Origin of the sequence: Pseudomonas sp. PI1 (genome assembly GCF_000812405.1) — a bacterium.
GTDB lineage: Bacteria > Pseudomonadota > Gammaproteobacteria > Pseudomonadales > Pseudomonadaceae > Pseudomonas > Pseudomonas citronellolis.
The window spans coordinates 18,524-41,320 of record NZ_JWMC01000080.1 but is presented as its reverse complement, the minus strand read 5'-3'; the positions used below and the strand labels follow the sequence as shown (position 1 = coordinate 41,320).

The following is a 22,797-nucleotide window of genomic DNA, read 5'->3' as shown; positions in this document are numbered from 1 at the left end:
TTCGCGAATAAGTCTTGTTTGTCATGACGCCGACCGCCACCAGCCAACCCCGCCTGCTGACCATCGAGGACGACCCTACCCTGGGCGCCCACCTGCACAGCCACCTGAGCCAGCGCGGCTTCGCCGTGACCTGGTGCCGCGACGGCCGCGAGGGGCTCGACCAGGCGCTGAGCGAGGCCTTCGACCTGGTCCTGCTGGACGTCATGCTGCCCGGCTGCAGCGGCCTGGAGGCCCTGCGCCAGCTGCGCCGCGAGCAGCGCGTGCCGGTGATCCTGATGTCCGCCCTGGGCGCCGAGCAGGACCGCATCGCCGGTTTCTCCCAGGGCGCCGACGACTACCTGCCCAAGCCCTTCAGCCTGGCGGAGCTGAACGTGCGCATCGACGCCATCCTCCGCCGCGTCGCCCTGGAGCGCGGCAGCCTGCTGCCGGCCGGCCCCGCGGACGCCGGGCTGCGGCTGAGCGAGGAACCCTGCGAGGTGGCCTGGGAAGGTCAGTCCGCGGCGCTCACCGCCACCGAGCAGCGCCTGCTGGAAACCTTCCTCGGCAATGTCGACGAAACCCTGAGCAAGCCGTTCCTCTACCAGCACGTGCTGAACCGTGGCTACACCGCCCACGACCGCGGCCTGGACATGCACGTCAGCCACCTGCGCCGCAAGCTGCAGTCCATCGGTTATGCGCGCCATCAACTGCGCGCGGTCTGGGGCAAGGGCTATGTTTTCGCTAGTGCCGAGTGAGCGGCGCGCGCGCCAGGTACTGCCCAGCCGCCATTCGCTGTTCTGGCGCCTGGCGGTGCCGGTGGTGCTGCTCTGCCTGGTGCTGATCTGGCTGTCCTGGACCTGGGGCCGCCAGGTCGAGCGCCGCGGCTATTTCCTCGATACCCAGGCCCAGTCCGTGCTCCGTGGTTACGCGGCCGACCTGGAACGGGCCTGGAACGCCGGCGGCGAGGCCGCGGTGGACGACTGGCTGGCACGCATGCGGGCCAGCGAGCAGACCTGGATGGTGGCGCTGGACGGCCGCCTGCAGCCCCTGGGCAGCCAGCCGCTGAGCATCGAGGAGGCCACGCGCCTGACCTTCCAGCGCGGCCTGGACTGGCCGGTTAGCAACCGCAGCCGGAGCCTGCCCTACATCGGCATTCCCTTCCCCGAGCACCCCGCCGACGGCCGCCTGGTGCTGCAACTGCCGCAACGCTTCAAGCCCGCCGGCTACTCCACGCTGGCGCGCATCTTCACCCATGGGGTGGTGCCCGCCGCGCTGGCGCTGCTGCTGTGCGGGCTGCTCTATCGCCAGTTGATCCACCCGCTGGCGCGCCTGCGCGAGCACGCCAACGCGCTGCGCGCCGACGACCTGGGCTCGGGCGCCGCCCGCGAGGTCAGCGTCCGCCGCGACGAGCTGGGCGAGCTGGGCCGCGCCTTCGACCACATGGCCCAGCGCCTGAGCGGCCACGTGGAGTTCCAGCGCCAGTTGCTGCGCGACCTGTCCCACGAGCTGCGCACGCCGCTCAGCCGCCTGCGCGTCGCCGCCGAGAGCGCGCCGGCCGAGGACCCGCTGCGCCTGCGCCTGGAGCGCGAGGTGGAAGTCATGCAGCGGCTGGTGGCCAACACCCTGGAGCTGGCCTGGATGGACACCGAGCGGCCGCGCCTGCCGCTGGAGGACGTCGCCATCCTGCCGTTGTGGGAACTGCTGGTGGAGGACGCCGGCTTCGAGTCCGGCTGGGCGCCTTCGCGCTTCCACTGCGAGGTGCCGGCGGACTGCGTCGTCCGCGGCCACCTCAATGGCCTGGCGCAGGCTTTGGAGAACCTGCTGCGCAATGCCATCCGGCATTCCCCGGAGGGCGGTTGCGTCCGCCTGCTCGGCCAGCGCGAAGGCGACTACTGGCACCTGTGCCTGGCCGACCGGGGGCCGGGGGTGGAGGCCGCCGACCTGGAACGCATCTTCCTGCCCTTCACCCGCCTTTCCGCGGCGCGTTCCGGCGAGGGCTTCGGCCTGGGCCTGAGCATCGCCCGCAGCGCCATCCGCCTGCAGGGCGGCGAGCTCTGGGCCGAGCGCGGCAACCCCGGCCTGCGCATGCACCTGCGCCTGCCGGCCGCCTGACGCCGTGCGGCGCCAGGCGACCAGCGGCCGTCAGAACTCCATCACCGCCGACAGCCACAACCGGCGCCCTTCCTCCAGGGTGCCGCTGGTCCCCGCGCTGCCCTGGATGTAGTGCGAGGCCCAGCCCGTGGTGCCGTTGGCGGGGGTGTAGGAGTCGCCGCCGAGGAAGTCCTTGTCGAACAGGTTGTACAGGGTGGCGTTCAGCGTCAGGTTGCGCGTGGCCTTGAACGAGCCGCCGAGGTGGAACACCTGGTAGGCGTCGAGGTCGCCCAACTGGTCGGCGATGGCCTGGTTGGTCGCGTTGAGGTTGGCGTAGCGCGCGGTGAAGCGCGCCCGCTCGCCGTGGTACTCGCCCTTCAGCCAGAGCTTCAGGCGCTCGCTGGCCTGCCAGTCCAGGCGCAGGTTGGCCATGTGTCGCGGGGTGTTGGTCAGCGGGGCGCCCTTGTCGTCGCCGCTGAGCTGCTCGCTGTCGGTGTAGGTGTAGTTCAGCGAGGCGCTCAAGGCCGGGGCGAAAGCCCAGCGCCCTGCCAGTTCCACGCCCTGGGTGCGGGCCTTGCCGATGTTCACCTGCTGGGCGAAGTTCTCCTGCAGGAAGCTGCTGCCCATGTCGATGCAGCCGGCCTGGTTCGGCGCGTCCGGCCAGTTGCAGTTGGGGATCGGGGTGCCGCTGTCGATCTTGTCCTTGAAGCGGGTGTGGAACAGCGTGAGGTTGGCGTTGAAGTCGGCGAGGTTGTCGTAGTAGACGCCGAATTCGGTGTTGGTGCTGGTTTCCGGGTCCAGGTCGGGGCTGCCGATGGTGAGGATCTGGCCCTGGCCGCTGACGCCGTTGATGCCGTCGTGCAACTGGTTCAGCGTGGGCGTCTTGTAGCCCTGGCTGACGCCGCCCTTGAGCGTCCAGCTGTCGGTGGTGTTCCACACCAGGTAGGCGCGCGGGCTGAAGTGCCCGCCGAAGGCCTCGTGGTCCTCGTAGCGGCCGCCGAGGGTCAGCGCCAGGTCCTGGCGCAGGCGCCACTCGTCCTCGGCGAACAGCGCCCAGGAACTCTGCTGGAATTCCTCGGTGGCGATGCCGTCCTCGACCTTCGCGTCCCAGTACTGGCCGCCGAGGGTGAACATGTGCGCCTCGCCCAGGGGCATCACCAGCTTGCTGTCCAGCACCAGGTCGGTGGACTTGAGGGTGCGGTCGTCGCCGCCGACGATCGACGGGTAGCCGCTGTAGGGCCGCCCGACGGTGCCGGGGATGGTGCGCCCGATGGTCTCGGTGGTGCTGTGCGTCAGGCTGCTGTCCAGGGTGCCGAAGCCCAGGCGGCCGGTGTGGGAGAGGGCGAACTGGTCGCGCTCGAAGCGCAGTTCGTCCTTGTAGCCGTTGGCGCGCGTCGGTGCGTCGCGGTTGCAACCGTCGGTGGCGCTGCCGCCGGCCTTGCCGTCGAGGGTGCCCAACTGGCAGTCGTCGTTGTTGTACGCCTGGCGGCCACGCTCGAAGTCCAGGGAGATGTCGTGCTCGGCGTTGGGGGTGAAGGTCAGGCGGCTGCCGATGTTGTAGTTCTGGCCTTCCACCGGGGAGGCGCCGCGGCGGCTGACGGTGGCGCCGTCGTCGAAGCTCAGGTCCGAGGCGCTGCGGTCGAAGAAGCTGCCGCGCAGGTTCAGGCCGAGCCGGTCGGCCACCAGCGGGCCGCTGGCGTAGAGGCTGGTGCCGCTGCTGTCGCCGTAGTCGCGGTGTTCCTGGACGGTGTGGTCGAGGCTGAGGCTGGCGCCCCATTCGCGGGCCACCTTGCGGGTGATGATGTTGACCACCCCGCCCATGGCGTCGGAGCCGTAGAGGGTGGACATGGGGCCGCGGATCACCTCGATGCGCTCGATGGCCGAGAGCGGCGGCATGAAGCTGGTGGAGGTCTCGCCGAAGCCGTTGGGGGTGATGTTGCCGGCGCTGTTCTGCCGGCGGCCGTCGATCAGCACCAGGGTGTAGTCGCTGGGCAGGCCGCGGATGCTGATGTTCAGGCCGCCGGTCTTGCCGGTGCTCTGGCCGATGTCGACGCCTTCGACGTCTTCCAGGGCCTCGGCCAGGTTGCTGTAGCGCTTCTCTTGCAGTTCCTCGCGGGTCAGCACGCTGATGCTGGCCGGCGCTTCTGTGACCTTCTGTTCGTAGCCGGCGGCGGTGACCACGGTGTCGCCCAGGCTCAGGGTGTCGTTGCCCTGGGCCTGGCCGGCCATGGCCAGGGCGATGGCGCCGGCCAGGGAAGTGCGGGAAAGAGGAATGGACATCGGTAGGCTCCTGACTGCTCGTGATGGCGGCGGAGCCTGTCGGTAACGCAAATCATTTTCATCTTCATGAAAGTTACTGCATATGTCCGCAGAGGCCTGAAATCGCACTGCAGCGCCCGGCTCATGGGGGCTGGAACGCATTGTGGCAGCATGTTAATTGCGGAGATTTCCTACGCGGATGTTCCGGTCTCCGAGCAAGGAATCCGGGACGGCGAGGCAGATGCGGATGCCGCCGCCGATGCCACTCGCTGCGCTTGCCGATATGGCCGGCGGCGGTTTACCGGTATCATAGGCCGCTATCCAGATTGGCCTTGCTGACGACGAGCGACTCCATGACCGTGCAGTACCCCACCATCGCCGAGTGCATCGGCAATACTCCGCTGGTGCGCCTGCAGCGCCTGCCCGGGGAAACCTCCAACACCCTGCTGGTGAAACTCGAAGGCAACAACCCGGCCGGCTCCGTGAAGGACCGCCCGGCGCTGTCGATGATCACCCGCGCGGAGCTGCGTGGCGACATCCGCCCCGGCGACACCCTGATCGAGGCCACCTCCGGCAACACCGGCATCGCCCTGGCGATGGCCGCGGCGATCAAGGGCTACCGCATGATCCTGATCATGCCGGACAACTCCACCGCCGAACGCAAGGCGGCCATGACCGCCTACGGCGCCGAGCTGATCCTGGTGAGCAAGGAGCAGGGCATGGAAGGCGCCCGCGACCTGGCCGACCAGATGCAGCGCGAAGGCAAGGGCAAGGTGCTGGACCAGTTCGCCAACGGCGACAACCCGGTGGCCCACTACCAGGGCACCGGCCCGGAGATCTGGCGCCAGACCAACGGCGAGATCACCCACTTCGTCAGCTCCATGGGCACCACCGGCACCATCATGGGCGTGTCGCGCTACCTCAAGGAGCAGAACCCGGCGGTGCAGATCGTCGGCCTGCAGCCGATGGAAGGCTCGTCCATCCCCGGCATCCGCCGCTGGCCGCAGGAATACCTGCCGAAGATCTTCGACGCTAGCCGCGTCGACCGCGTGGTGGACATGCACCAGAGCGAGGCCGAGGACGTGATGCGCCGGCTGGCCCGCGAGGAAGGCATCTTCTGCGGCGTGTCCTCCGGCGGTGCGGTGGCGGCCATGCTGCGCCTGTCCCGCGAACTGGAGAACGCGGTGCTGGTGGCGATCATCTGCGACCGCGGCGACCGCTACCTGTCCTCCGGAATCTACGACCCCAGCTGACATGGCCAAGCACAGAAGCGGCCTGCGCTTCCAGCCCAGCGGCGGCGCCCGCAACGCCGGCGTGCCGGTGGGCAAGAAGCAGCGCCTGCGCATCGAGCGCCTGGCCCATGACGGCCGCGGCATCGCGCACCTGGAAGGGCGCACCTGGTTCGTCGCCGGCGCGCTGCCCGGGGAAGAGGTCGAGGCCCGCGTGCTGGCCGCGCGCAGCCAGGTGGTGGACGCCCGCGGCGAACGCATCCTGACCGCCGCGCCGGAGCGCCGCGCCGAGCCCTGCACGGTGGCCGGCAAGTGCGGCGGCTGCACCCTGCAGCACCTGCCCCACGCCGGACAATTGGCGCTCAAGCAGCGCACCCTGGCCGAGCAGCTGCAGCGCTTCGGCGACATCGTCCCGGAAGAGTGGGCAGCGCCCCTGGCCGGCCCCGAATTCGGCTACCGCCGCCGGGCCCGCATCGCCGTGCGCTGGGATGCCAAGGCCCAGCGCCTGGAGGTGGGGTTCCGCGCCGCCGCCAGCCAGGCCATCGTCGCCTTCGACGATTGCCTGGTGCTGGTGCCCGAACTGCAGGCGCTGGCCCGCGCGTTGCCGGCGATGCTGCAGGGCTTCCAGCGGCCGCGGGCCATCGGCCACGTCGAGCTGTTCCACGGCACCGCCTGCGCCTTGCTGCTGCGCCACACCGAACCTCTGCCCGCCGCCGACCTCGAACGCCTCCGGGCCTTCTGTTCGGCACGGGATGTGCTGCTGTGGCTGCAGGGCGACGGCGAACCGACGCCGGCCGACGGCGAAGGGCGCCTGGGCTACCGCCTGGACGCCTGGGACCTGACCCTGGCCTACCGGCCGGGGGACTTCGTCCAGGTCAACGAGCCGGTCAACGCGGCCATGGTCGCGCAGGCGCTGGACTGGTTGGCCCCCGCACCGGCGGAACGGGTGCTAGACCTGTTCTGTGGCCTGGGCAATTTCGCCCTGCCGCTGGCCCGAAGCGCCGCCTGCGTGGTGGGCGTGGAAGGCGTGCAAAGCATGGTCGCGCGCGCCGCGGCCAACGCCCGGGCCAATGGCCTGGACAACGCCGTGTTCCACCAGGCCGACCTGGCGCAGCCGCTGTCCGCGGCGCGCTGGTTCGCCGGGGACGCGGCCAAGGGGTTTTCCGCCGTGCTGCTCGACCCGCCGCGTGACGGCGCGTTCGAGATGGCGCGGGGCATGCGTGAACTGGGCGCCGAGCGGGTACTCTATGTGTCCTGCAACCCGGCGACCCTGGCGCGCGACGCCGGCGAACTGGCCCGTCAGGGCTATCGCCTGAAGCGTGCCGGAATCCTCGACATGTTCCCGCAGACGGCGCATGTGGAGGCGATGGCTCTGTTCGAGGCAGGTTAGGACGACCTGCGCAATCCGACCGGCCCACGCCAGAAAGGCCGGCGCAGTCGAGCGGTGTGCCACGGCACACCGTGGGGAAGGGTAGACAAGATGGTACAGGTGAGAGCGCACCAGCCGGTCAACACCGACGGCAGCATCAACCTCGAGGCCTGGCTGGACCACGTCCAGACCCTGGTCCCGGTGCTGGATCGCAAGGTCCTGCTGGAGGCCTGCGAGTTCGCCCGCGAGGCCGAGAACAAGGCGGTCAGCCAGGTGGAAGCCGCCTGGGCCGATGGCACTTCGAGCTTCCAGACCGGCCTTGAGATCGCCGAGATCCTCGCCGACCTCAAGCTGGACCAGGAGTCGCTGGTGGCCGCGGTGATCTACCGTGGCGTCCGCGAGGGCAAGGTCAAGCTGGAGGAAGTGCAGCAGCGCTTCGGCCCGGTGGTGGCCAAGCTGATCGAGGGCGTGCTGCGCATGGCGGCGATCAGCGCCAGCCTCAACCCGCGGCAGTCCATGGTGCTCGGCACCCAGGCGCAGATTGAGAACCTGCGCAAGATGCTGGTGGCCATGGTCGACGACGTGCGCGTCGCGCTGATCAAGCTGGCCGAGCGCACCTGCGCCATCCGCGCGGTGAAGAACGCCGACGAGGAGAAGCGCATGCGCGTCGCCCGCGAGGTGTTCGACATCTATGCGCCGCTGGCGCACCGCCTGGGCATCGGCCACATCAAGTGGGAGCTGGAGGACCTGTCCTTCCGCTACCTGGAGCCCGACCAGTACAAGCAGATCGCCAAGCTGCTGCACGAGCGCCGCCTGGACCGCGAGCAGTACATCGCCACCGTGATGCAGCAGCTCAAGGACGCCCTGGCCGCCACCGGCATCAAGGCCGACCTGTCCGGCCGCGCCAAGCACATCTACTCGATCTGGCGGAAGATGCAGCGCAAGGGCCTGGACTTCAGCCAGATCTACGACGTGCGCGCGGTGCGCGTGCTGGTCCCGGAGATGCGCGACTGCTATACCGCACTGGGCATCGTGCACACCCTGTGGCGGCACATCCCCAAGGAATTCGACGACTACATCGCCAACCCCAAGGAAAACGGCTACCGCTCGCTGCACACCGCGGTGATCGGCCCCGAGGGCAAGGTGCTGGAAGTGCAGATCCGCACCCACGCCATGCACGAGGAAGCCGAGCTGGGCGTGTGCGCGCACTGGCGCTACAAGGGCACCGACGTCAAGTCCGGCTCCAACCACTACGAGGAGAAGATCTCCTGGCTGCGCCAGGTCCTGGAGTGGCACGAGGAGCTGGGCGACATCGGCGGCCTGGCCGAACAGCTGCGCGTGGACATCGAGCCGGACCGGGTGTACGTGTTCACCCCCGACGGCCACGCCATCGACCTGCCCAAGGGTTCCACGCCGCTGGACTTCGCCTACCGCGTGCACACCGAGGTGGGCCACAACTGCCGCGGCGCCAAGATCAACGGGCGCATCGTGCCGCTGAACTACAGCCTGCAGACCGGCGAGCAGGTGGAAATCATCACCGGCAAGCACAGCGGCCCGAGCCGCGACTGGCTGAACCAGAACCTCGGCTACGTCACCACCTCGCGGGCGCGGGCGAAGATCGTCCACTGGTTCAAGCTGCAGGCCCGCGACCAGAACGTCGCCGCCGGCAAGGCCATGCTCGAACGCGAACTGGGGCGCCTGGCGCTGCCGCCGGTGGACTTCGAGAAGCTGGCCGAGAAGGCCAACTACAAGACCGGCGAGGACCTGTTTGCGGCCCTAGGCGCCGGCGACCTGCGCCTGGCCCACGTGGTCAACTACGCCCAGGCCCTGGTGGAGCCGGAGCGCGGCAACGAGCAGCTCGAACTCATCCCGCGCAAGCCCAGCCGCCTCGGCCACGGCAAGCGCGGCGACATCCAGATCCAGGGCGTGGGCAACCTGCTGACGCAGATGGCCGGCTGCTGCCAGCCACTGCCGGGCGACCCGATCGTCGGCTACATCACCCTCGGCCGCGGCGTCACCATCCACCGCCAGGATTGCGCCACCGTGCTGCAACTGGCCGGCCGCGAGCCGGAGCGGATGATCCAGGTGAGCTGGGGCCCGGTGCCGGTGCAGACCTACCCGGTGGACATCGTCATCCGCGCCTACGACCGTTCCGGCCTGCTGCGCGATGTGTCCCAGGTACTGCTCAACGAACGCATCAACGTGCTGGCGGTGAACACCCGCTCGGACAAGGACGACAACACCGCGACCATGCGCCTGACCATCGAGATCCCCGGCCTGGATTCCCTGGGCCGCCTGCTGGCGCGCATCTCGCAGTTGCCCAACATCATCGAGGCGCGGCGCGACCGCGCGGGTGGCAAGGATGTATAAGCTCGACGACCTGCTGTACCTCATGGCGCGCCTGCGCGACCCGCAGCACGGCTGCCCCTGGGACCTCAAGCAGGACTACGCGAGCATCGCCCCCTACACCATCGAGGAGGCCTACGAGGTCGCCGACGCCATCGAGCGCGGCGACTTCGACCACCTGCGCGAGGAGGCCGGCGACCTGTTGTTCCAGGTGGTCTACTACGCCCAGCTGGCCCGCGAGGAGCAGCGCTTCGACTTCGACGCGGTGGTCCACGGCATCACCGCCAAGCTGGTCCGCCGCCATCCCCATGTGTTCCCCGACGGCGACCTGTACGGCGAACCCGACGCGGCGAAGCTGGCGGAAGCGGCGGTGAAGCAGCGCTGGGAAGAACTCAAGGCCGAGGAGCGCGCGGCCAAGGCCGCCGAGCCGGTGCAACTGTCGCTGCTGGACGACGTGCCGGTGGCGTTGCCGGCCCTGAGCCGCGCGGCCAAGCTGCAGAAGCGCGCCGCCCAGGTCGGCTTCGACTGGCCGGAAGCCCTGCCGGTGGTGGACAAGCTGCGCGAAGAGCTGGACGAAGTGCTGGAAGCCATGGCCGACGGCGACGCCGAAGCCCAGGCAGAGGAGATCGGCGACCTGCTGTTCGTGGTGGTCAACCTGGCCCGGCACCTGAAGGTCGACCCGGAAACCGCCCTGCGCGCGGCGAATGGCAAGTTCGAAAGGCGCTTCCGCTACATCGAGACCGCCCTGCGCGACCAGGGCCGTAAGGCCGAGGAATGCAGCCTGGAAGAGCTGGATGCGCTCTGGGGCGAGGCCAAGCGGGAGGAGAAGAATCCGCTGGGGTGTGGTTAGTTAGGTCGGCGTTACGAAAAAAGCCCCGGTTCGCCGGGGCTTCCTGTAGGAGCAACTGTCTTGCGCCGAGGCGCTCTTCGTAGGATGGGTTGAGCTTGCGAAACCCATGCTGCCGTGGTGATGGGTATCGCTTCGCTCAACGCCATCCTACGAAAACCCGTGCTTCCTGGAACCGTAGGATCTCATCCGCGAAGCGCGCCGGCACCTCCTACGTGAACATCCAGCGAATCAGCAACACCAGCAACAGCACCGCCAGAATCGGCCGACCGATGCGGTAGGCCTTGGGATAGCGCCGCTTGAACTTCTTCACCTGCCCACCCACGCCGTTGCCGATACGAATCAGCACCGAGTAGGCCTGGTTGATCCCGCCGACGCGCTCGCCCTCGACGTTCTGCGGCGCGGTGGCGCGGCCGAGGAAGGCGCTGACGCGGCGGTTGATGCGCGTCAGCAGCGGCGACTTGAGCGGACGCTCGACGTCGCAGAAGAGGATCAGGCGCGATTCGTCCGTCTCGTTCTTCACCCAGTGCACGAAGGTCTCGTCGAACATCACGTCCTCGCCGTCGCGCCAGGCGTAGGGTTGGCCGTCGACGAAGATGCGGCAACTGTCCGAGTTCGGCGTGGCCAGGCCCAGGTGGTAGCGCAGGGAGCCGGCGTAGGGGTCGCGGTGCTTGTTCAGGTGGCTGTTCGGCGGCAGGCGGGTGAACATCGCGCCCTTGACGTTGGGGATGCTGCTGACCAGCTCCACGGTCTTCGGGCACAGGCGCTGCGCGGAGGGCAGGGGGCCGTCGTACCAGGTCAGGTAGAAGCGCGTCCAGCCCTTCTTGAAGAAGGAGCCGAAGCCCGCCTCGTTGTTGTTCAGGGCATCGCGGATGTAGCCCTCGTCGAACAGCTGCTCGGCTTCTTCGCGGATCATCTGCCAGTTGTCGCGCAGCTTGTCGAGTTCCGGGAAGCGCTCACGGTCCAGGTAGGGCTTGGAGGGTACGCTGGAGTTCAGGTACATCAGCGAGTTGTACGGAGCGAACCAGGCCGAGTGGTTGACCACCTGGCGCAGGAACGGCAGGCGCACCTTGCCGCGCAGGTGCACGTAGAGAATGGCGATGAGGAAGATGGCGAGGATCGCGAGGACGAGGAGCTTGATCATGGGATGGCGAGTCCGCCCTGTTTGGCTGAAAAACGGCCGGCCACTTGCGCAACGCCGACACAGGCCCGAGGATTATACCCTCAGCGCGCGTCGCCGCTGAATTTTCCGCCACGTCAGAATTGTCCTGCGTCATATTCGCAGGCTGTCGGAGAGTCGTTAGCCAATGAGCATGTCATTGCGTGACCAGTTGCTGAAAGCCGGGCTGGTCAACGAAAAGCAGGCCAAGCAGGCCAGCAAGCAGAAGCAGAAACAGCAGCGCCTGGAGCACAAAGGCCAGGCCGAGAAGGACGACAGCCAGCGCCAGGCCGCGTTGCAGGCCCAGGCCGAGAAGCAGGCCCGCGACCAGGAGCTGAACCGCCAGCAGCAGGAGAAAGCCGAGAAGAAGGCCCGCGCCGCGCAGATCAAGCAACTGATCGAAGGCACCCGCCTGCCCAGGATGGAGGGCGACGACTACTACAACTTCGTCGACGCCAAGAAGGTCAAGCGCATCGCGGTGAACGCCCTGATCCGCGACAAGCTCAGCCGCGGCAGCCTGGCCATCGTCAGCTACGACGGGCGCTACGAGATAGTCCCGCGCGATGCCGCGCTGCGCGTCCAGGAACGCGACGAGCGCCGCGTGGTGCTGCTCAACGAGCCCAGCGGCGAGCCGGACGAGGACGATCCGTACAAGGACTATGTGGTGCCCGACGATCTCATGTGGTGACAGCTGCGGAAACGAAAAAGCCGGGCGGATGCCCGGCTTTTTTCATGCTGCCCGAGGTTACGAGCCCTTGACCTGCCTGCCGTCGACGGTGCCGTCCTTGAGCATGATCTGGTACTCCTTGCCGTCGGTCTCCTGCTGGTACAGGCGCACCAGCAGGTAGTCCCAGTCCTTGGCGAACCAGAGGACGGTCTTGCGGTTGCTCTTGGTCGGGTCGCGCACGCGTTCGACCTTGATGGCGTCGATCTGGCCGGCCTGGGTGGCGACCTTCTCCTCGCCGAGCACGCGGAAGTCGTAGGTATCGGTGTCGGTACCCTCGATCACCTGATAGCTCATGCTCTTCTTGCCGACGGCGACGTCGTGCTGCAGCACCAACTGGTAGGTGGACTTGTCGAGCTGGCCGCGGTTCAGCGGCAGGCGCACGGCGTCGCCGCGGTCGCTGCCGGTGACCTGTTTCTGCGCCCAGTCGAACTGCAGGTCGGTGGACTTGTTCTTGCCCAGGCCCTCGCGGGCCCAGTGGTAGGTCTGCGGCAGGTAGGTATCGCCTTCGACCTTGAAGGAACTGCTCTCCTTCAGGCTGGCGAGCAGCATGGAGGCCTGGAAGTCGAGTTCCCAGTTGCCGCCGTCGCCTTGCTTGAGGCTGCGGGAAGCGGTCCCGCTCAGCGGCATCTGCTTCCAGTCCGCGGTGTAGCTGGCCTCGAACGGCTTGATCTGGAACGAGGCGGCATACGCCGGCAACGTCAGCAGGGCCATCAGGAACAGCAGGACTCTACGCATCGCGAATCTCCTAGGTTCGGAACGGGTAGCCGGTGGCCGGCAACGCCTGGCCATCCAGCATGGCGCCTCGCTCGCCCAGGCGCAAACGGCCTTCGGCGAACCAGCGCATGGCCAGCGGGTAGATCAGGTGCTCCTGCACGTGCACCCGCGCGGCGAGCGTCTCCGGCGTGTCTTGCGACTCTACCGGGATTGCCGCCTGTACGACCAGAGGGCCGCCGTCGAGTTCCTCGGTGACGAAATGCACCGAGCAGCCATGCTCGGCGTCACCGGCCTCCAGCGCCCGCTGGTGGGTGTGCAGGCCCTTGTACTTGGGTAGCAGCGAGGGGTGGATGTTCAGCAGGCGGCCGTGGTAGTGGCGCACGAAGGCCGAGCTGAGGATGCGCATGAAGCCGGCCAGGACCACCAGGTCCGGGGCGTGGGCGTCGATGCGGCGGATCAGCTCGGCGTCGAAGGCTTCGCGGTCGGCGAAGCCCTTGTGGTCCAGGACCTCGGTGGCGATGCCCGCGGCGGCGGCGCGCTGCAGGCCGTAGGCGTCCGCGCGGTTGGAAATCACCGCGCGGATGGTGGCCGGCGTGGCGCCGTCGGCCAGGCTGTCGATCAGTGCTTGCAGGTTGCTGCCGGAGCCGGAAATCAGCACCACGACATTGCAAGGACGGGACATCAGTGGCCTTTCAGGTTGTTCAGCACCACGCGTTCGGCGTCCGCTGCGCAGGCGTCGATGCGGCCGATGACCCAGGGCTGCTCGCCGGAGGCGCGCAGGGAGGCGAGGGTGGCCTCGACCTGGTCCTGGGCGACGCAGATGACCATGCCCACGCCGCAGTTCAGCACGCGGTGCATCTCGTGCTCGTCGACATTGCCCTTCTCCTGCAGCCAGTCGAATACCGCCGGGCGCTGCCAGCTGGCCACGTCGATCACGGCCTGGGCGTTGTCCGGCAGTACGCGCGGGATGTTGTCCAGCAGGCCGCCGCCGGTGATGTGGGCCATGGCCTTGACCGCGCCGGTCTGCTCGATCAGCTGCAGCAGCGGCTTGACGTAGATGCGCGTCGGCGCCATCAGCAGGTCGGCCAGGGGCTTGCCGTCGAGCTGGGTGGCTTCGATGTCGGCGCCGGAGACTTCGATGATCTTGCGGATCAGCGAGTAGCCGTTGGAGTGCGGGCCGGAGGAGGGCAGGGCGACCAGGGCGTCGCCGGCGACCACCTTCGAGCCGTCGATGATCTCGGCCTTCTCCACCACGCCGACGCAGAAGCCGGCCAGGTCGTAGTCCTCGCCCTCGTACATGCCGGGCATCTCGGCGGTTTCACCGCCGACCAGCGAGCAGCCGGCCAGTTCGCAGCCGGCGCCGATGCCGGTCACCACGGTGGCGGCGACGTCGACGTTGAGCTTGCCGGTGGCGTAGTAGTCGAGGAAGAACAGCGGCTCGGCGCCGCAGACCACCAGGTCGTTGACGCACATGGCGACCAGGTCCTGGCCGATGCTGTCGTGCTTGTTCAGGTTCAGCGCCAGGCGCAGCTTGGTGCCGACGCCGTCGGTGCCGGAAACCAGCACCGGCTGCTTGTAGCCGGCCGGGATCTCGCAGAGCGCGCCGAAGCCGCCCAGGCCGCCCATGACTTCAGGACGCGCGGTGCGCTTGGCGACGCCTTTGATGCGTTCGACGAGGGCTTCGCCGGCGTCGATGTCCACACCGGCGTCCTTGTAGCTCAACGAGGGTTGCTTGCTGCTCATGTATCCAGGCCTGTAGAAAGGAGTGATTCGTCTGCCGGCCGCGGCGCGAAGGATTCGCGGCGACCTCGCGGGAGGCGCGGGATTTTATCAGGCTTGCCCGGCAGCGGCCATCTCGCGCTGTTGCCGCTGACCGGAGGGCTGTTTAAGGTATAGGTCTTCCGGAGGGGCTTGCCAGGTGCCGTTCCCTTCCTTATTCCGTTCGTCGAGAGCCTGTCATGCGATTTACCGCCCGCCTGTTGATCCTCTGCCTGTCGTTGCTCAGCCTGCCGTCCTTCGCCGCCGCGCTGGGCAACCTCTACCAGGTGCACGAGCCGGTGGCCTCGCAGCAGCCGGACGAGCGCAGCGCCGGCCTGTCCCGCGCGCTGCAGACCCTGGTGCTGCGCCTGACCGGCGATGCCCGCGCCGCCCAGAGCGGCGCGCTGGCCGGCTACTTCAAGGACCCGCAGCAACTGATCAGCCAGTACGGCTACGAGAACGGCCCGCCGCTGGCCCTGGTGGTGGACTTCGACCCCGCCTCGGTGAACAACGCCCTGCGCCAGGCCGGCCTGCCGGTCTGGGGCGCCAACCGTCCGAGCCTGCTGGCCTGGTGGCTGAACGAAAGCGCCGCCGGCAGCAGCCTGGTGGGCGACAGCCAGGAAGGCGCCGCGCCGCTCAACCGCGCCGCCCAACGCCGCGGCCTGCCGCTGTTGCTGCCGATGGCCGACCTCTCCGAGCAGGGCGTGGGCACCGCGCAGAACATCACCGCCGCGCAGCCCGACGCGCTGCGCGCCGCCTCCGAGCGCTATTCCGCCGACGGCCTGCTGGCGGTCGACGCCAAGGAAGACGGCGGCAAGTGGCAGGCGCAATGGCGCCTGTGGCTGGGCGACTCCCGCGAGCAGGGCCAGGTTCAGGGCGACAGCCCGGACGCCCTGGCCGATGCCGTGATGCTGGCGGTCAGCCAGCGCCTGGCGCCGCGCTTCGTCGGCGCGCCGGGCGCGGCCAGCGCCCTGACCCTGCAGGTGCAGGGCGCCAACCTCGAACGCTATGCCCAGCTGCAGAAGCTGCTCGACCCGATGGGCGCGAAGCTGGTCCTGGCCCAGGGCGACAACCTGCAATACCGCCTCAACGCCAGCCCCGACCAACTGCGCGCCCAACTGGGCCTGGCGCACCTGCAGGAGGCCCCGACTGAGCCGGCCCAGCCGGCGCTGGACGCCAATGGCCAGCCGCTGCCGGCGCAGCCCGCGGCGCCGAGCAACGTCATGCGCTTCCGCTGGTAGTCACGCCGCGGGTGGGCCTGGCGCCGGATTCGCAGTATGCTGCGCCTCCGGCGCCTTTTCGGATGCGCCAAAATGATGATTTGGTTACACTTTTGATCCGTATGGCTTCACTGTAAGCGTTTTCGAAGAAAAGCCCCGCCCGGCATGAAACAACCTATGCAGCTACCCCTGGGCATCCGTCTGCGCGACGATGCCACCTTCGCCAACTTCTACCCCGGCACCAATGCCGCGGCGCTGGGGTATGTCGAGCGGCTGTGCGACTGCGACGCCGGCTGGGCGGAGAGCCTCATCTACCTGTGGGGCGTCGAGGGCGTGGGGCGCAGCCACCTGCTGCAGGCGGCCTGCCTGCGCTTCGAGCAGTACGGCGAGACCTCGGTGTACCTGCCGATGGCCGAGCTGGTGCAATACGGCCCGGCGATCTTCGACGATCTGGAACAACTGGAACTGGTCTGCCTCGACGACATCGAGGCCCTGGCCGGCCTGCCGGAGTGGGAAGAGGCGCTGTTCCACCTGTTCAACCGCCTGCGCGACGCCGGCCGCCGCCTGCTGCTGGCGGCCTCGATGCCGCCGCGCGAATTGCCGGTCAAGCTGCCCGATCTGAAGTCGCGGCTGACCCTCTCGCTGATCTTCCAGCTGCACCCGCTGACCGACGAGGAAAAACTCCGCGCCCTGCAACTGCGCGCCTCGCGCCGCGGCCTGCACCTCACCGACGAAGTCGGGCGCTTCATCCTCACCCGCGGCGCGCGCAGCATGGAATTCCTCTTCGACCTGCTGGACGAACTGGACAAGGCCTCGCTGCAGGCCCAGCGCAAGCTGACCATCCCCTTCCTCAAGGAAACCCTGGGTTGGTAGGCCCCTTCGGGGGAGCTGCAAGCCGCAAGCCATAAGCTGCAAGTTATCCGGAGCCGTATGCTCTTCGCCCTACGACGTTGCGCCGAGGTGCTTTTCGTAGGAGCGAGCTTGCTCGCGAATGGGCCCCGCAGCGGAATCTGTTCGCGAGCAAGCTCGCTCCGATGCGTCCGCCTCCGAGGTCACCTGTAGGAGCAACTGTCTTGCCGACTGCGCCGAGATGCTCTTTGTAGGATGGGTTGAGCTTGCGAAACCCATGCGGCCGCGGTGATGGGTATCGCTTCGCTCAACACCATCCTACGGGTTTTTTTGCCGGAAGGTGTAGGAGCGGGCCCTGCCCGCGAATCGCGCGCAGGGCGCGCTCCTACAGGGTCTAATCCTCCCCCGCCAGCTTGCGCTCGTACTGGAAGCGCCAGCGGGTGTACAGCAGCGCCGCGCAGAACAGGCTCACGCTGAGCAGCACCTCGGCCCAGCCGTAGATGCGCTGGCCCGGCTCGAAGGTGTTGAGCACGCCGGTGATGAAGTACAGGTTGACCACGTAGCAGGCCCAGGCGTGGCCGCGGGCGCTGCCGATCAGCATGCCCGGGGCGATGATCAGCAGCGGCAGCAGCTTGAGCGCGGTCCACACCTTCGGCACCCAATCCGGGGCGCCGCGGGCGTCGGTGAACAGCAGGCCCCAGGTGAGGATCAGCAGGACCAGGCCCAGCAGGCTGCCCAGGCTCACCGCGCGGCTCGCGGCCAGGCGCGGGCGCAGGTGCTCGAGGGAGGGCAGGGGTTTCTTCTTGCGGGCCATTCAGCGCTCCAGTTTGCCGGCGACCTCGGCCAGGCGCTTGCCCAGCGCGCGGCACAGGGTGATCTCGTGTTCGTCCAGGGCGCGCTTGCCGTCGGCGCCGGCGAAGTGGCTGGCGCCATAGGGCGTGCCGCCGCCGCGGGTCTCCAGCAGGGCCGGTTCGCTGTAGGGGATGCCGGTGACCAGCATGCCGTGGTGCAGCAGCGGTAGCAGCATGGACAGCTGGGTGGTCTCCTGGCCGCCGTGCAGGCTGGCGGTGGAGGTGAACACTGCCGCCGGCTTGCCGACCAGGGCGCCGGTCAGCCACAGGCTGCTGGTGCCGTCGAGGAAGTACTTCAGAGGCGCGGCCATGTTGCCGAAGCGCGTCGGGCTGCCCATGGCCAGGCCGGCGCAGTCCTTGAGGTCATCGAGGGTGGCATAGAGCGCGCCTTCCTCGGGCAGGTCCGGGGCCACCGCCTCGCACTCGGTGGACACCGCCGGCACCGTGCGCAGGCGTGCCTCCAGGCCGCCCTGCTCGATGCCGCGGGCGATCTGCCGGGCCATCTCGGCGGTGGCGCCGTGGCGGCTGTAGTAGAGCACCAGGATGTAGGGCGCGCTCAAGGCAGGATCTCCAGCACCTTCTCCGGCGGCCGGCCGATCACCGCCTTGTCGCCGGCCACCAGGATGGGCCGTTCGATCAGCTTCGGATGGGCGGCCATGGCCTCGATCAGCTGGGCGTCGCTGAGCTGCGGGTCAGCCAGGCCGAGGGCTTTGTATTCCTCCTCGCCGGTGCGCAGCAGCTGGCGCGCGCTGATGCCCAGCTTGCCGAGCAGCGCCTGCAGTTCGGCGGCGCTGGGCGGCGTTTCCAGGTAGCGCACAATGGTCGGGGCCAGGCCGCGCGCCTCGAGCAGTTCGAGGGCGCCGCGGGACTTGGAGCAGCGCGGGTTGTGGAAAAGTGTCAGTTGGCTCATATCCATGGGCTCGCTGGGCCGTTAAAGTGGCGGCTATTCTAACCGCCTCCCGAGGGTTGGCTGAACCATCGGCGTTCGGTCGGGCCGGCGGCCCTGCGACTTAAGGACACAGCATGCACCCGCGCTTGCGGAACCTGATCGAGTTCTGGCGTTATCTGCTCCAGCGTTTCCATGCCGACCGCGTCAGCAGCCACGCCGCCGCGCTGACCTACACCACGCTGTTCGCCGTAGTGCCGATGATGACCGTGACCTTCGCCATCGTCTCGGCCATTCCCACCTTCGAAGGCATGGGCGAGCGCATCCAGCTGTTCATCTTCCACAACTTCGTGCCGTCCACCGGCGAGGCGGTGGAGACCTACCTGCGCGCCTTCATCGTCCAGGCGCGCCACCTGACCTGGCTGGGGGTGGCCTTCCTGGCGGTCACCGCGTTCAGCATGCTGGTGACCATCGAGCGGGTGTTCAACGAGATCTGGCGGGTGCGCAAGCCGCGCCGCGGAGTGACGCGCTTCCTGTTGTACTGGGCGATCCTCAGCCTGGGGCCGCTGCTGCTGGGCGCCGGCTTCGCGGTGTCGACCTACGTCACTTCGCTGTCGCTGCTGTCCGGGCCCCATGCGCTGCCCGGCGCCGGCATGCTGCTGAAGTTCATGCCGCTGCTGTTCAGCGTGGCGGCCTTCACCCTCATCTACGCCGCGGTGCCCAACGCCCGCGTGCCGCCGCTGCATGCCCTGGCCGGCGGCGCCCTGACGGCTTTCCTGTTCGAGGCGGCCAAGTCGCTGTTCGGCCTCTACGTCGGCCTGTTCCCCGGCTACAAGCTGATCTACGGCGCCTTCGCCACGGTGCCGCTGTTCCTGCTGTGGATCTACCTGTCCTGGCTGATCGTGCTGTTCGGCGCCGAACTGGTCTGCAACCTGTCCTCGACGCGCCTGTGGCGGCGCAGGGCGTTGCCGCGGCTGCTGGTGCTGCTGGGCGTGCTGCGGGTGTTCTACGAGCGCCAGCGCCAGGGCGAGGCGACGCGCCTGGCGCACCTGCACCGCGCCGGCTGGATGCTGCCGGAGGACGAATGGGAGGAGCTGCTGGCCTTCCTCGAACGCGAGCAGATAGTCTGCCGCTCGGGCGGCAGCGACGATACCTGGGTGCTGTGCCGCGACCTGGGCAGCTACAGCCTGCATCGCCTGCTGAACCGCTGCCCCTGGCCGCTGCCGTGCCTGGAGACGCTGCCGGACAACCTCGCGGAGGACTGGTACCCGCCCCTGCGCGAGGCCCTGCAGCGCTACCAGGCGGAGCGGGAGGTGCTGTTCGGCGGCAGTCTCGCAGAATGGTTGAGTCCGTCACATTCCAGGTGACGTAAAAGGTCAGTTTGCGGCGAAACGGAATGCTGGAAGCGGCCGGGCGAAGATGAAAATGCGTGGAATCGCGGGCCTCGAAAGTTTGGCACGCTTCTGGCTATAGCCGGTTCAGGACAGTGGTGTTCCCCAGAAGTTCCGAGAAGGCCCGCATCTTCATGAACAAAGACCTGAACAAAGTTGTACACCTGCACCAGCGCGACCCGCAGAGCGCCCTGGAGCGGCTGAATAGAATCACCGGTCTGCAGTTCAGCAGCTGGCCCGAGTCGCTGCTGCCCAGCGTGCATGCCGCGCTCGACGAGCGGGCTGCCAGCACCGCCGAGCCCGTCGGCGAACCCGCCCGCCAGTTGGGTTGAGCGCTACGACAGCTGGCCGGCGTTGATCCGCTGGTCGCTGGCGATCTGTTCCACCGCCTGGACGAAGAGTTCTTCCACCGTCAGGCGCGAAAGTCCCACCGCCGAACGCAGTCTGATCTGCAGATTGTCGATCCTGTAGCGATACGGCAGCCGCGCGATGCCGGACAGCAGTATGCGTCCGCTGGCATTGAGGGTGCCGTGGTCGATCACCACCTCGTGCTGCCGCTCGCCGTCGCCGTAGCTGGCCAGCAGCGTCACCGGCAACTGGGCCATGCCCGGCACCAGCAGCCAGGCGGCGACGTTGTAGTCGCAAGCCCGCCCACCGTTGCTGGTACCGAGGGGCCTGGCATTGGCCACTATGTGTTCGGGCACCCGGCTGACGATCTGATCCGTGGGCTGCATATGTCTGTCGCTTCCGTGAATGGGTTCGGCCGGCGTACTTGGCGCCTGCGTGTTCTGACAGGATGTAGGGCCTGGCGGAAGGAAAACTTCCGCAAGCCCCGCATTATAGGGAGCAACAGGCCCACAAAACGTGCGTGTTAGCGATCCTGGCTGTGACCTGTTTCCCAAATGACATCATCAGCCCAGCCGCAGCGGATGCCGGCTGACCAGGGGCGTGACCAGGTTGGCCGCGGGCAGCGGGAGGATGGTCTGGTTGTCGAAGCTGGCCAGTTGCAGCCAGAGATTCTCGCCCTCGACGAATTGCCCCTGGGGCAGCCAGATGCCGTGGTACCAGCCGTTGCCCGGTTCCGGGGTGCTCTGCAGGACCGCCGGGTGCCGCTGTGCGTCAGGCGTGCGGCGCAGCCAGGCCGGCCGTGGCAGGCCCTTGAGGAAGCGCAGGCCCAGGTGCAGGCCGTCGCCGTTGAGGTGACGCCAGCGCACCATCGCCAGGATCGGCGAGCCCGGCTTGTCGAGGATCAGCAGCAGTTGCCCGACCGGCAGGCGCTGTGCCTGGCTGCCCTGGCAGACGATGCGCGCCCCGCCGGGGCTGGCGTCGGCCATCTGCGCCTCGCAGCTGCCGGCGGCGCTGGCCAGCAGGTGGGCCTGGATGGCCGTCAGGCCGATCACCAGTTGGCAGCTCGCATGCTTCTCGGCGCGCGTATGACGGCGCGGCTGGTGGCCCAGCCAGTGCGGGCGGACACGTTCCAGCAGCAGGCTCTCGGCCGCCGGGCGCAGCGGCGCCGGGTCGTGCAGGGCGATCAGCAGCGCGCCCAGTTCCAGGCGGCGCAGGCGTTCGGGCGGTGCCTCGGGCTTCTGGTCGAAGCCCAGGCAGGGGCGGTCGTCGCCGAGGTCGACCAGGTAGCCTTCCTGCTCCTCTTCCTCGTCGTCCCAGTCCTGCAGCCGGGCCAGGCCGGCCAGCGGTGCGAGGGCGCTGAACAGGTGCGGCGCCTCGCCTTCGGTGAGGTGGAAGGGGTTGCTCAGCGCCAGCAGCAGGGATTGCTGGTACAGGCCCCGCAGGGTGCCGGCCGGGGTGGGTTCGAAGGCGGCGGCGATGGGTTCGTCCAGGCACTGCTGGTATTCGCCTATCCAGTACAGCAGGTGGCTGTCGCGCCACAGCGAGCCCGGCGGCTGCTGGTACTGCTGGTAATGGCGCAGCAGGGCCTGGGCGAGGAAGTGCTCGGCCATGTACAGGCACCACGCCAGGTGCGGGCGCGAGGGCTTGTGGCCGTTGAGTATCTGCAGCAGCAGGCGCTTGAAGCCGGCGGCCAGTTCGCCGCACAGGTGCACGAAGAGAGCCGGCGGCGTTTTCTCGGCGCGGATCAGCCGGGTGTAATGGCGATATTCTTCGGCGAGGCTTTGCAGCGCGCGCTGCCTTTCCAGTAAGGTCAGTGCGCAACGGTTGAGCCTGAAGAGGACGCCCAGGCAGTGCTGCAGGCCTTCGTGCAGAGGCAGCCGCCGGGCCTGCAGCAGTCCTGCCGACAGGTTGCTCGCCGCGTCGCCGTTGTCTTCGAGAATGTCCGGCACTTCCAGGCGCAGGGCAGAGAGCATCATGACCACCCCGCATACACGAGGACTGAAGGCATGGGAGTACGGCTCCGTTTTGTCAGTGGACTATTGGCCGGCCTGATCCTGGCCGGCTGCTCGGCGGATTACGGCGTCGATCAGCATGGAAAGAAGGTACCTACAGCAAGCCTAGATGGCCAGTGGCTAGTCATCAATTACTGGGCCGACTGGTGCGTGCCTTGCCGCAAGGAAGTGCCCGAGTTCAACCGCCTGGCGGAGGACAGCCGGGACAAGGGCGTGCGGGTGCTGGGGGTCAACTACGATGGCCTGCGTGACGCCGAGCTGAGCAAGGCCGCGCAAGACCTGGGGATCCGCTACACGGTGCTGGCCGACGACCCGGCGCCGCGCTTCAAGCTGCCGCGCAGCGAGGCGTTGCCGGTGACCTACATCGTCGACGCCAAGGGCCAGGTGCGCGAGCGCATGCTGGGCGAACAGACGGCCAGCGGCGTACAGGCGCGCCTGCTGGCCCTGCAAGGGGAGAAACGCTGATGGCGAGAATCTGCATGCACGGCTTCGTCAGTGGGCGCGTGCAGGGCGTCTACTACCGCCAGGGTACCCAGGAGCAGGCCGACCGGCTGGGCGTCGACGGCTGGGTGCGCAACCTGCCCGATGGGCGGGTCGAGGTGCTGATGGAAGGGGAGGAGAGCGCCGTCCACGCGCTGCGCGAGTGGCTGCACCAGGGCCCGGAGAAGGCCCTGGTGACGGACGTGGCGTTGCAGGACATGCCGGCCCAGGGCATCACCGGCTTCATCGTGCGGCGCTGAGCCCCGGCGGTGTCGGCCCGGG

General features: G+C 68.3%; 23 protein-coding genes. 13 read left to right on the top strand and 10 right to left on the bottom strand.

Annotation, left to right across the window (positions count from 1 at the left end; all coding sequences use genetic code 11):
- The first annotated feature begins 23 nt into the window (after positions 1-23).
- Entirely contained in the window at positions 24-734 is a 711-nt protein-coding gene (locus RN02_RS25320; protein WP_009616884.1) for a response regulator transcription factor, read from the top strand.
- Positions 712-2,091 (top strand): HAMP domain-containing sensor histidine kinase, encoded by a 1,380-nt coding sequence (locus RN02_RS25315; protein WP_051878968.1) that lies wholly within the window; start codon positions 712-714, stop codon positions 2,089-2,091. Before RN02_RS25320 ends, RN02_RS25315 begins: the two co-directional genes overlap by 23 nt.
- Positions 2,092-2,121: 30 nt before the next feature.
- Here the strand turns inward: RN02_RS25315 and RN02_RS25310 are convergent, their stop codons facing one another.
- Positions 2,122-4,350 (bottom strand): TonB-dependent receptor domain-containing protein, encoded by a 2,229-nt coding sequence (locus RN02_RS25310; protein ID WP_043317766.1) that lies wholly within the window; start codon positions 4,348-4,350, stop codon positions 2,122-2,124.
- Positions 4,351-4,682: 332 nt separating this feature from the next.
- Between RN02_RS25310 and cysM the strand changes: the two genes are divergently transcribed.
- From cysM to mazG, 4 genes are all read left to right on the top strand, one after another.
- Positions 4,683-5,582: a cysteine synthase CysM gene (cysM, locus tag RN02_RS25305; RefSeq protein WP_043271274.1), complete on the top strand. Its 900-nt coding sequence runs from the start codon at positions 4,683-4,685 to the stop codon at positions 5,580-5,582.
- A 1-nt stretch (position 5,583) separates the two neighbouring features.
- Positions 5,584-6,948, top strand: coding sequence for a 23S rRNA (uracil(1939)-C(5))-methyltransferase RlmD (rlmD, locus tag RN02_RS25300; protein WP_043317764.1), 1,365 nt, complete (start codon positions 5,584-5,586; stop codon positions 6,946-6,948).
- Positions 6,949-7,038: 90 nt separating this feature from the next.
- Entirely contained in the window at positions 7,039-9,297 is a 2,259-nt protein-coding gene (relA, locus tag RN02_RS25295) for a GTP diphosphokinase (protein ID WP_009616890.1), read from the top strand.
- Positions 9,290-10,123: a nucleoside triphosphate pyrophosphohydrolase gene (mazG, locus tag RN02_RS25290; protein ID WP_043317762.1), complete on the top strand. Its 834-nt coding sequence runs from the start codon at positions 9,290-9,292 to the stop codon at positions 10,121-10,123. Before relA ends, mazG begins: the two co-directional genes overlap by 8 nt.
- Positions 10,124-10,331: 208 nt before the next feature.
- On the opposite strand, the gene RN02_RS25285 is transcribed toward mazG, so the two are convergent.
- Positions 10,332-11,264 carry an aspartyl/asparaginyl beta-hydroxylase domain-containing protein gene (locus RN02_RS25285; RefSeq protein ID WP_043317760.1) on the bottom strand — a complete coding sequence of 311 codons (933 nt, stop codon included), beginning with the start codon at positions 11,262-11,264 and terminating at the stop codon, positions 10,332-10,334.
- A gap of 163 nt (positions 11,265-11,427) precedes the next feature.
- Between RN02_RS25285 and RN02_RS25280 the strand changes: the two genes are divergently transcribed.
- Entirely contained in the window at positions 11,428-11,967 is a 540-nt protein-coding gene (locus RN02_RS25280) for a DUF2058 domain-containing protein (protein ID WP_043317759.1), read from the top strand.
- 57 nt (positions 11,968-12,024) lie between these two features.
- On the opposite strand, the gene RN02_RS25275 is transcribed toward RN02_RS25280, so the two are convergent.
- The 3 genes from RN02_RS25275 to purM are packed head-to-tail and all read right to left on the bottom strand — an operon-like array spanning position 12,025 to position 14,463.
- Entirely contained in the window at positions 12,025-12,741 is a 717-nt protein-coding gene (locus RN02_RS25275) for a DUF3108 domain-containing protein (RefSeq protein ID WP_009616899.1), read from the bottom strand.
- Between the two features lie 10 nt (positions 12,742-12,751).
- Complete coding sequence (gene purN / locus RN02_RS25270; protein ID WP_009616901.1) at positions 12,752-13,402, bottom strand: phosphoribosylglycinamide formyltransferase; 651 nt, start codon at positions 13,400-13,402, stop codon at positions 12,752-12,754.
- Positions 13,402-14,463 carry a phosphoribosylformylglycinamidine cyclo-ligase gene (purM, locus tag RN02_RS25265; protein ID WP_043271266.1) on the bottom strand — a complete coding sequence of 354 codons (1,062 nt, stop codon included), beginning with the start codon at positions 14,461-14,463 and terminating at the stop codon, positions 13,402-13,404. Before purM ends, purN begins: the two co-directional genes overlap by 1 nt.
- A 215-nt stretch (positions 14,464-14,678) precedes the next feature.
- On the opposite strand from purM, the gene RN02_RS25260 reads away from it, so the two are divergent.
- Together RN02_RS25260 and hda are read left to right on the top strand one after the other, a co-directional pair.
- On the top strand, positions 14,679-15,719 hold the full coding sequence (locus RN02_RS25260; protein ID WP_043317757.1) for a DUF2066 domain-containing protein: 1,041 nt from the start codon (positions 14,679-14,681) through the stop codon (positions 15,717-15,719).
- Positions 15,720-15,863: 144 nt separating this feature from the next.
- Positions 15,864-16,571 carry a DnaA regulatory inactivator Hda gene (gene hda / locus RN02_RS25255; RefSeq protein ID WP_009616904.1) on the top strand — a complete coding sequence of 236 codons (708 nt, stop codon included), beginning with the start codon at positions 15,864-15,866 and terminating at the stop codon, positions 16,569-16,571.
- 370 nt (positions 16,572-16,941) lie between these two features.
- On the opposite strand, the gene RN02_RS25250 is transcribed toward hda, so the two are convergent.
- From RN02_RS25250 to arsC, 3 genes are read right to left on the bottom strand one after another with little or no spacing between them, the layout of a single operon-like run.
- Entirely contained in the window at positions 16,942-17,361 is a 420-nt protein-coding gene (locus tag RN02_RS25250) for a DUF2069 domain-containing protein (RefSeq protein WP_043267557.1), read from the bottom strand.
- Positions 17,362-17,958, bottom strand: coding sequence for an NAD(P)H:quinone oxidoreductase (gene wrbA, locus RN02_RS25245; RefSeq protein ID WP_009616906.1), 597 nt, complete (start codon positions 17,956-17,958; stop codon positions 17,362-17,364). It lies immediately after the preceding gene.
- Entirely contained in the window at positions 17,955-18,308 is a 354-nt protein-coding gene (gene arsC / locus RN02_RS25240; RefSeq protein ID WP_043317755.1) for an arsenate reductase (glutaredoxin), read from the bottom strand. Before arsC ends, wrbA begins: the two co-directional genes overlap by 4 nt.
- 113 nt (positions 18,309-18,421) lie before the next feature.
- Between arsC and RN02_RS25235 the strand changes: the two genes are divergently transcribed.
- Together RN02_RS25235 and RN02_RS25230 are read left to right on the top strand one after the other, a co-directional pair.
- Positions 18,422-19,651, top strand: coding sequence for a YihY family inner membrane protein (locus tag RN02_RS25235; protein WP_043317753.1), 1,230 nt, complete (start codon positions 18,422-18,424; stop codon positions 19,649-19,651).
- Positions 19,652-19,809: 158 nt separating this feature from the next.
- Positions 19,810-20,007: a hypothetical protein gene (locus tag RN02_RS25230; RefSeq protein WP_024128548.1), complete on the top strand. Its 198-nt coding sequence runs from the start codon at positions 19,810-19,812 to the stop codon at positions 20,005-20,007.
- Positions 20,008-20,010: 3 nt separating this feature from the next.
- Here the strand turns inward: RN02_RS25230 and RN02_RS25225 are convergent, their stop codons facing one another.
- Both RN02_RS25225 and RN02_RS25220 read right to left on the bottom strand, forming a co-directional pair.
- A complete protein-coding gene (locus RN02_RS25225) occupies positions 20,011-20,409 on the bottom strand; it encodes a hypothetical protein (protein WP_009616910.1) in 399 nt (132 codons plus the stop codon).
- A gap of 177 nt (positions 20,410-20,586) precedes the next feature.
- Complete coding sequence (locus RN02_RS25220) at positions 20,587-21,999, bottom strand: PilZ domain-containing protein (RefSeq protein WP_043317751.1); 1,413 nt, start codon at positions 21,997-21,999, stop codon at positions 20,587-20,589.
- Between the two features lie 30 nt (positions 22,000-22,029).
- Here RN02_RS25220 and RN02_RS25215 point away from each other — a divergent pair, with 30 nt between their 5' ends.
- Together RN02_RS25215 and RN02_RS25210 are read left to right on the top strand one after the other, a co-directional pair.
- Positions 22,030-22,500 (top strand): TlpA disulfide reductase family protein, encoded by a 471-nt coding sequence (locus RN02_RS25215; RefSeq protein WP_043317750.1) that lies wholly within the window; start codon positions 22,030-22,032, stop codon positions 22,498-22,500.
- A complete protein-coding gene (locus tag RN02_RS25210) occupies positions 22,500-22,775 on the top strand; it encodes an acylphosphatase (protein WP_043317748.1) in 276 nt (91 codons plus the stop codon). Before RN02_RS25215 ends, RN02_RS25210 begins: the two co-directional genes overlap by 1 nt.
- Positions 22,776-22,797 lie beyond the last annotated feature (22 nt).

Excerpts from the sequence above, each read along its gene's own strand:
- RN02_RS25275 (WP_009616899.1), bottom strand. The coding sequence starts at position 12,741 with ATGCGTAGAGTCCTGCTGTTCCTGATGGCCCTGCTGACGTTGCCGGCG.
- RN02_RS25230 (WP_024128548.1), top strand. The coding sequence starts at position 19,810 with ATGAACAAAGACCTGAACAAAGTTGTACACCTGCACCAGCGCGACCCG.
- RN02_RS25225 (WP_009616910.1), bottom strand. The coding sequence starts at position 20,409 with ATGCAGCCCACGGATCAGATCGTCAGCCGGGTGCCCGAACACATAGTG.
- RN02_RS25260 (WP_043317757.1), top strand. The coding sequence starts at position 14,679 with ATGCGATTTACCGCCCGCCTGTTGATCCTCTGCCTGTCGTTGCTCAGC.
- RN02_RS25220 (WP_043317751.1), bottom strand. The coding sequence starts at position 21,999 with ATGATGCTCTCTGCCCTGCGCCTGGAAGTGCCGGACATTCTCGAAGAC.
- hda (WP_009616904.1), top strand. The coding sequence starts at position 15,864 with ATGAAACAACCTATGCAGCTACCCCTGGGCATCCGTCTGCGCGACGAT.
- RN02_RS25235 (WP_043317753.1), top strand. The coding sequence starts at position 18,422 with ATGCACCCGCGCTTGCGGAACCTGATCGAGTTCTGGCGTTATCTGCTC.
- arsC (WP_043317755.1), bottom strand. The coding sequence starts at position 18,308 with ATGAGCCAACTGACACTTTTCCACAACCCGCGCTGCTCCAAGTCCCGC.
- RN02_RS25320 (WP_009616884.1), top strand. The coding sequence starts at position 24 with ATGACGCCGACCGCCACCAGCCAACCCCGCCTGCTGACCATCGAGGAC.
- RN02_RS25250 (WP_043267557.1), bottom strand. The coding sequence starts at position 17,361 with ATGGCCCGCAAGAAGAAACCCCTGCCCTCCCTCGAGCACCTGCGCCCG.
- RN02_RS25310 (WP_043317766.1), bottom strand. The coding sequence starts at position 4,350 with ATGTCCATTCCTCTTTCCCGCACTTCCCTGGCCGGCGCCATCGCCCTG.
- cysM (WP_043271274.1), top strand. The coding sequence starts at position 4,683 with ATGACCGTGCAGTACCCCACCATCGCCGAGTGCATCGGCAATACTCCG.
- RN02_RS25285 (WP_043317760.1), bottom strand. The coding sequence starts at position 11,264 with ATGATCAAGCTCCTCGTCCTCGCGATCCTCGCCATCTTCCTCATCGCC.
- rlmD (WP_043317764.1), top strand. The coding sequence starts at position 5,584 with ATGGCCAAGCACAGAAGCGGCCTGCGCTTCCAGCCCAGCGGCGGCGCC.
- purM (WP_043271266.1), bottom strand. The coding sequence starts at position 14,463 with ATGAGCAGCAAGCAACCCTCGTTGAGCTACAAGGACGCCGGTGTGGAC.
- RN02_RS25210 (WP_043317748.1), top strand. The coding sequence starts at position 22,500 with ATGGCGAGAATCTGCATGCACGGCTTCGTCAGTGGGCGCGTGCAGGGC.
- RN02_RS25280 (WP_043317759.1), top strand. The coding sequence starts at position 11,428 with ATGAGCATGTCATTGCGTGACCAGTTGCTGAAAGCCGGGCTGGTCAAC.
- purN (WP_009616901.1), bottom strand. The coding sequence starts at position 13,402 with ATGTCCCGTCCTTGCAATGTCGTGGTGCTGATTTCCGGCTCCGGCAGC.
- RN02_RS25315 (WP_051878968.1), top strand. The coding sequence starts at position 712 with ATGTTTTCGCTAGTGCCGAGTGAGCGGCGCGCGCGCCAGGTACTGCCC.
- relA (WP_009616890.1), top strand. The coding sequence starts at position 7,039 with ATGGTACAGGTGAGAGCGCACCAGCCGGTCAACACCGACGGCAGCATC.
- RN02_RS25215 (WP_043317750.1), top strand. The coding sequence starts at position 22,030 with ATGGGAGTACGGCTCCGTTTTGTCAGTGGACTATTGGCCGGCCTGATC.
- mazG (WP_043317762.1), top strand. The coding sequence starts at position 9,290 with ATGTATAAGCTCGACGACCTGCTGTACCTCATGGCGCGCCTGCGCGAC.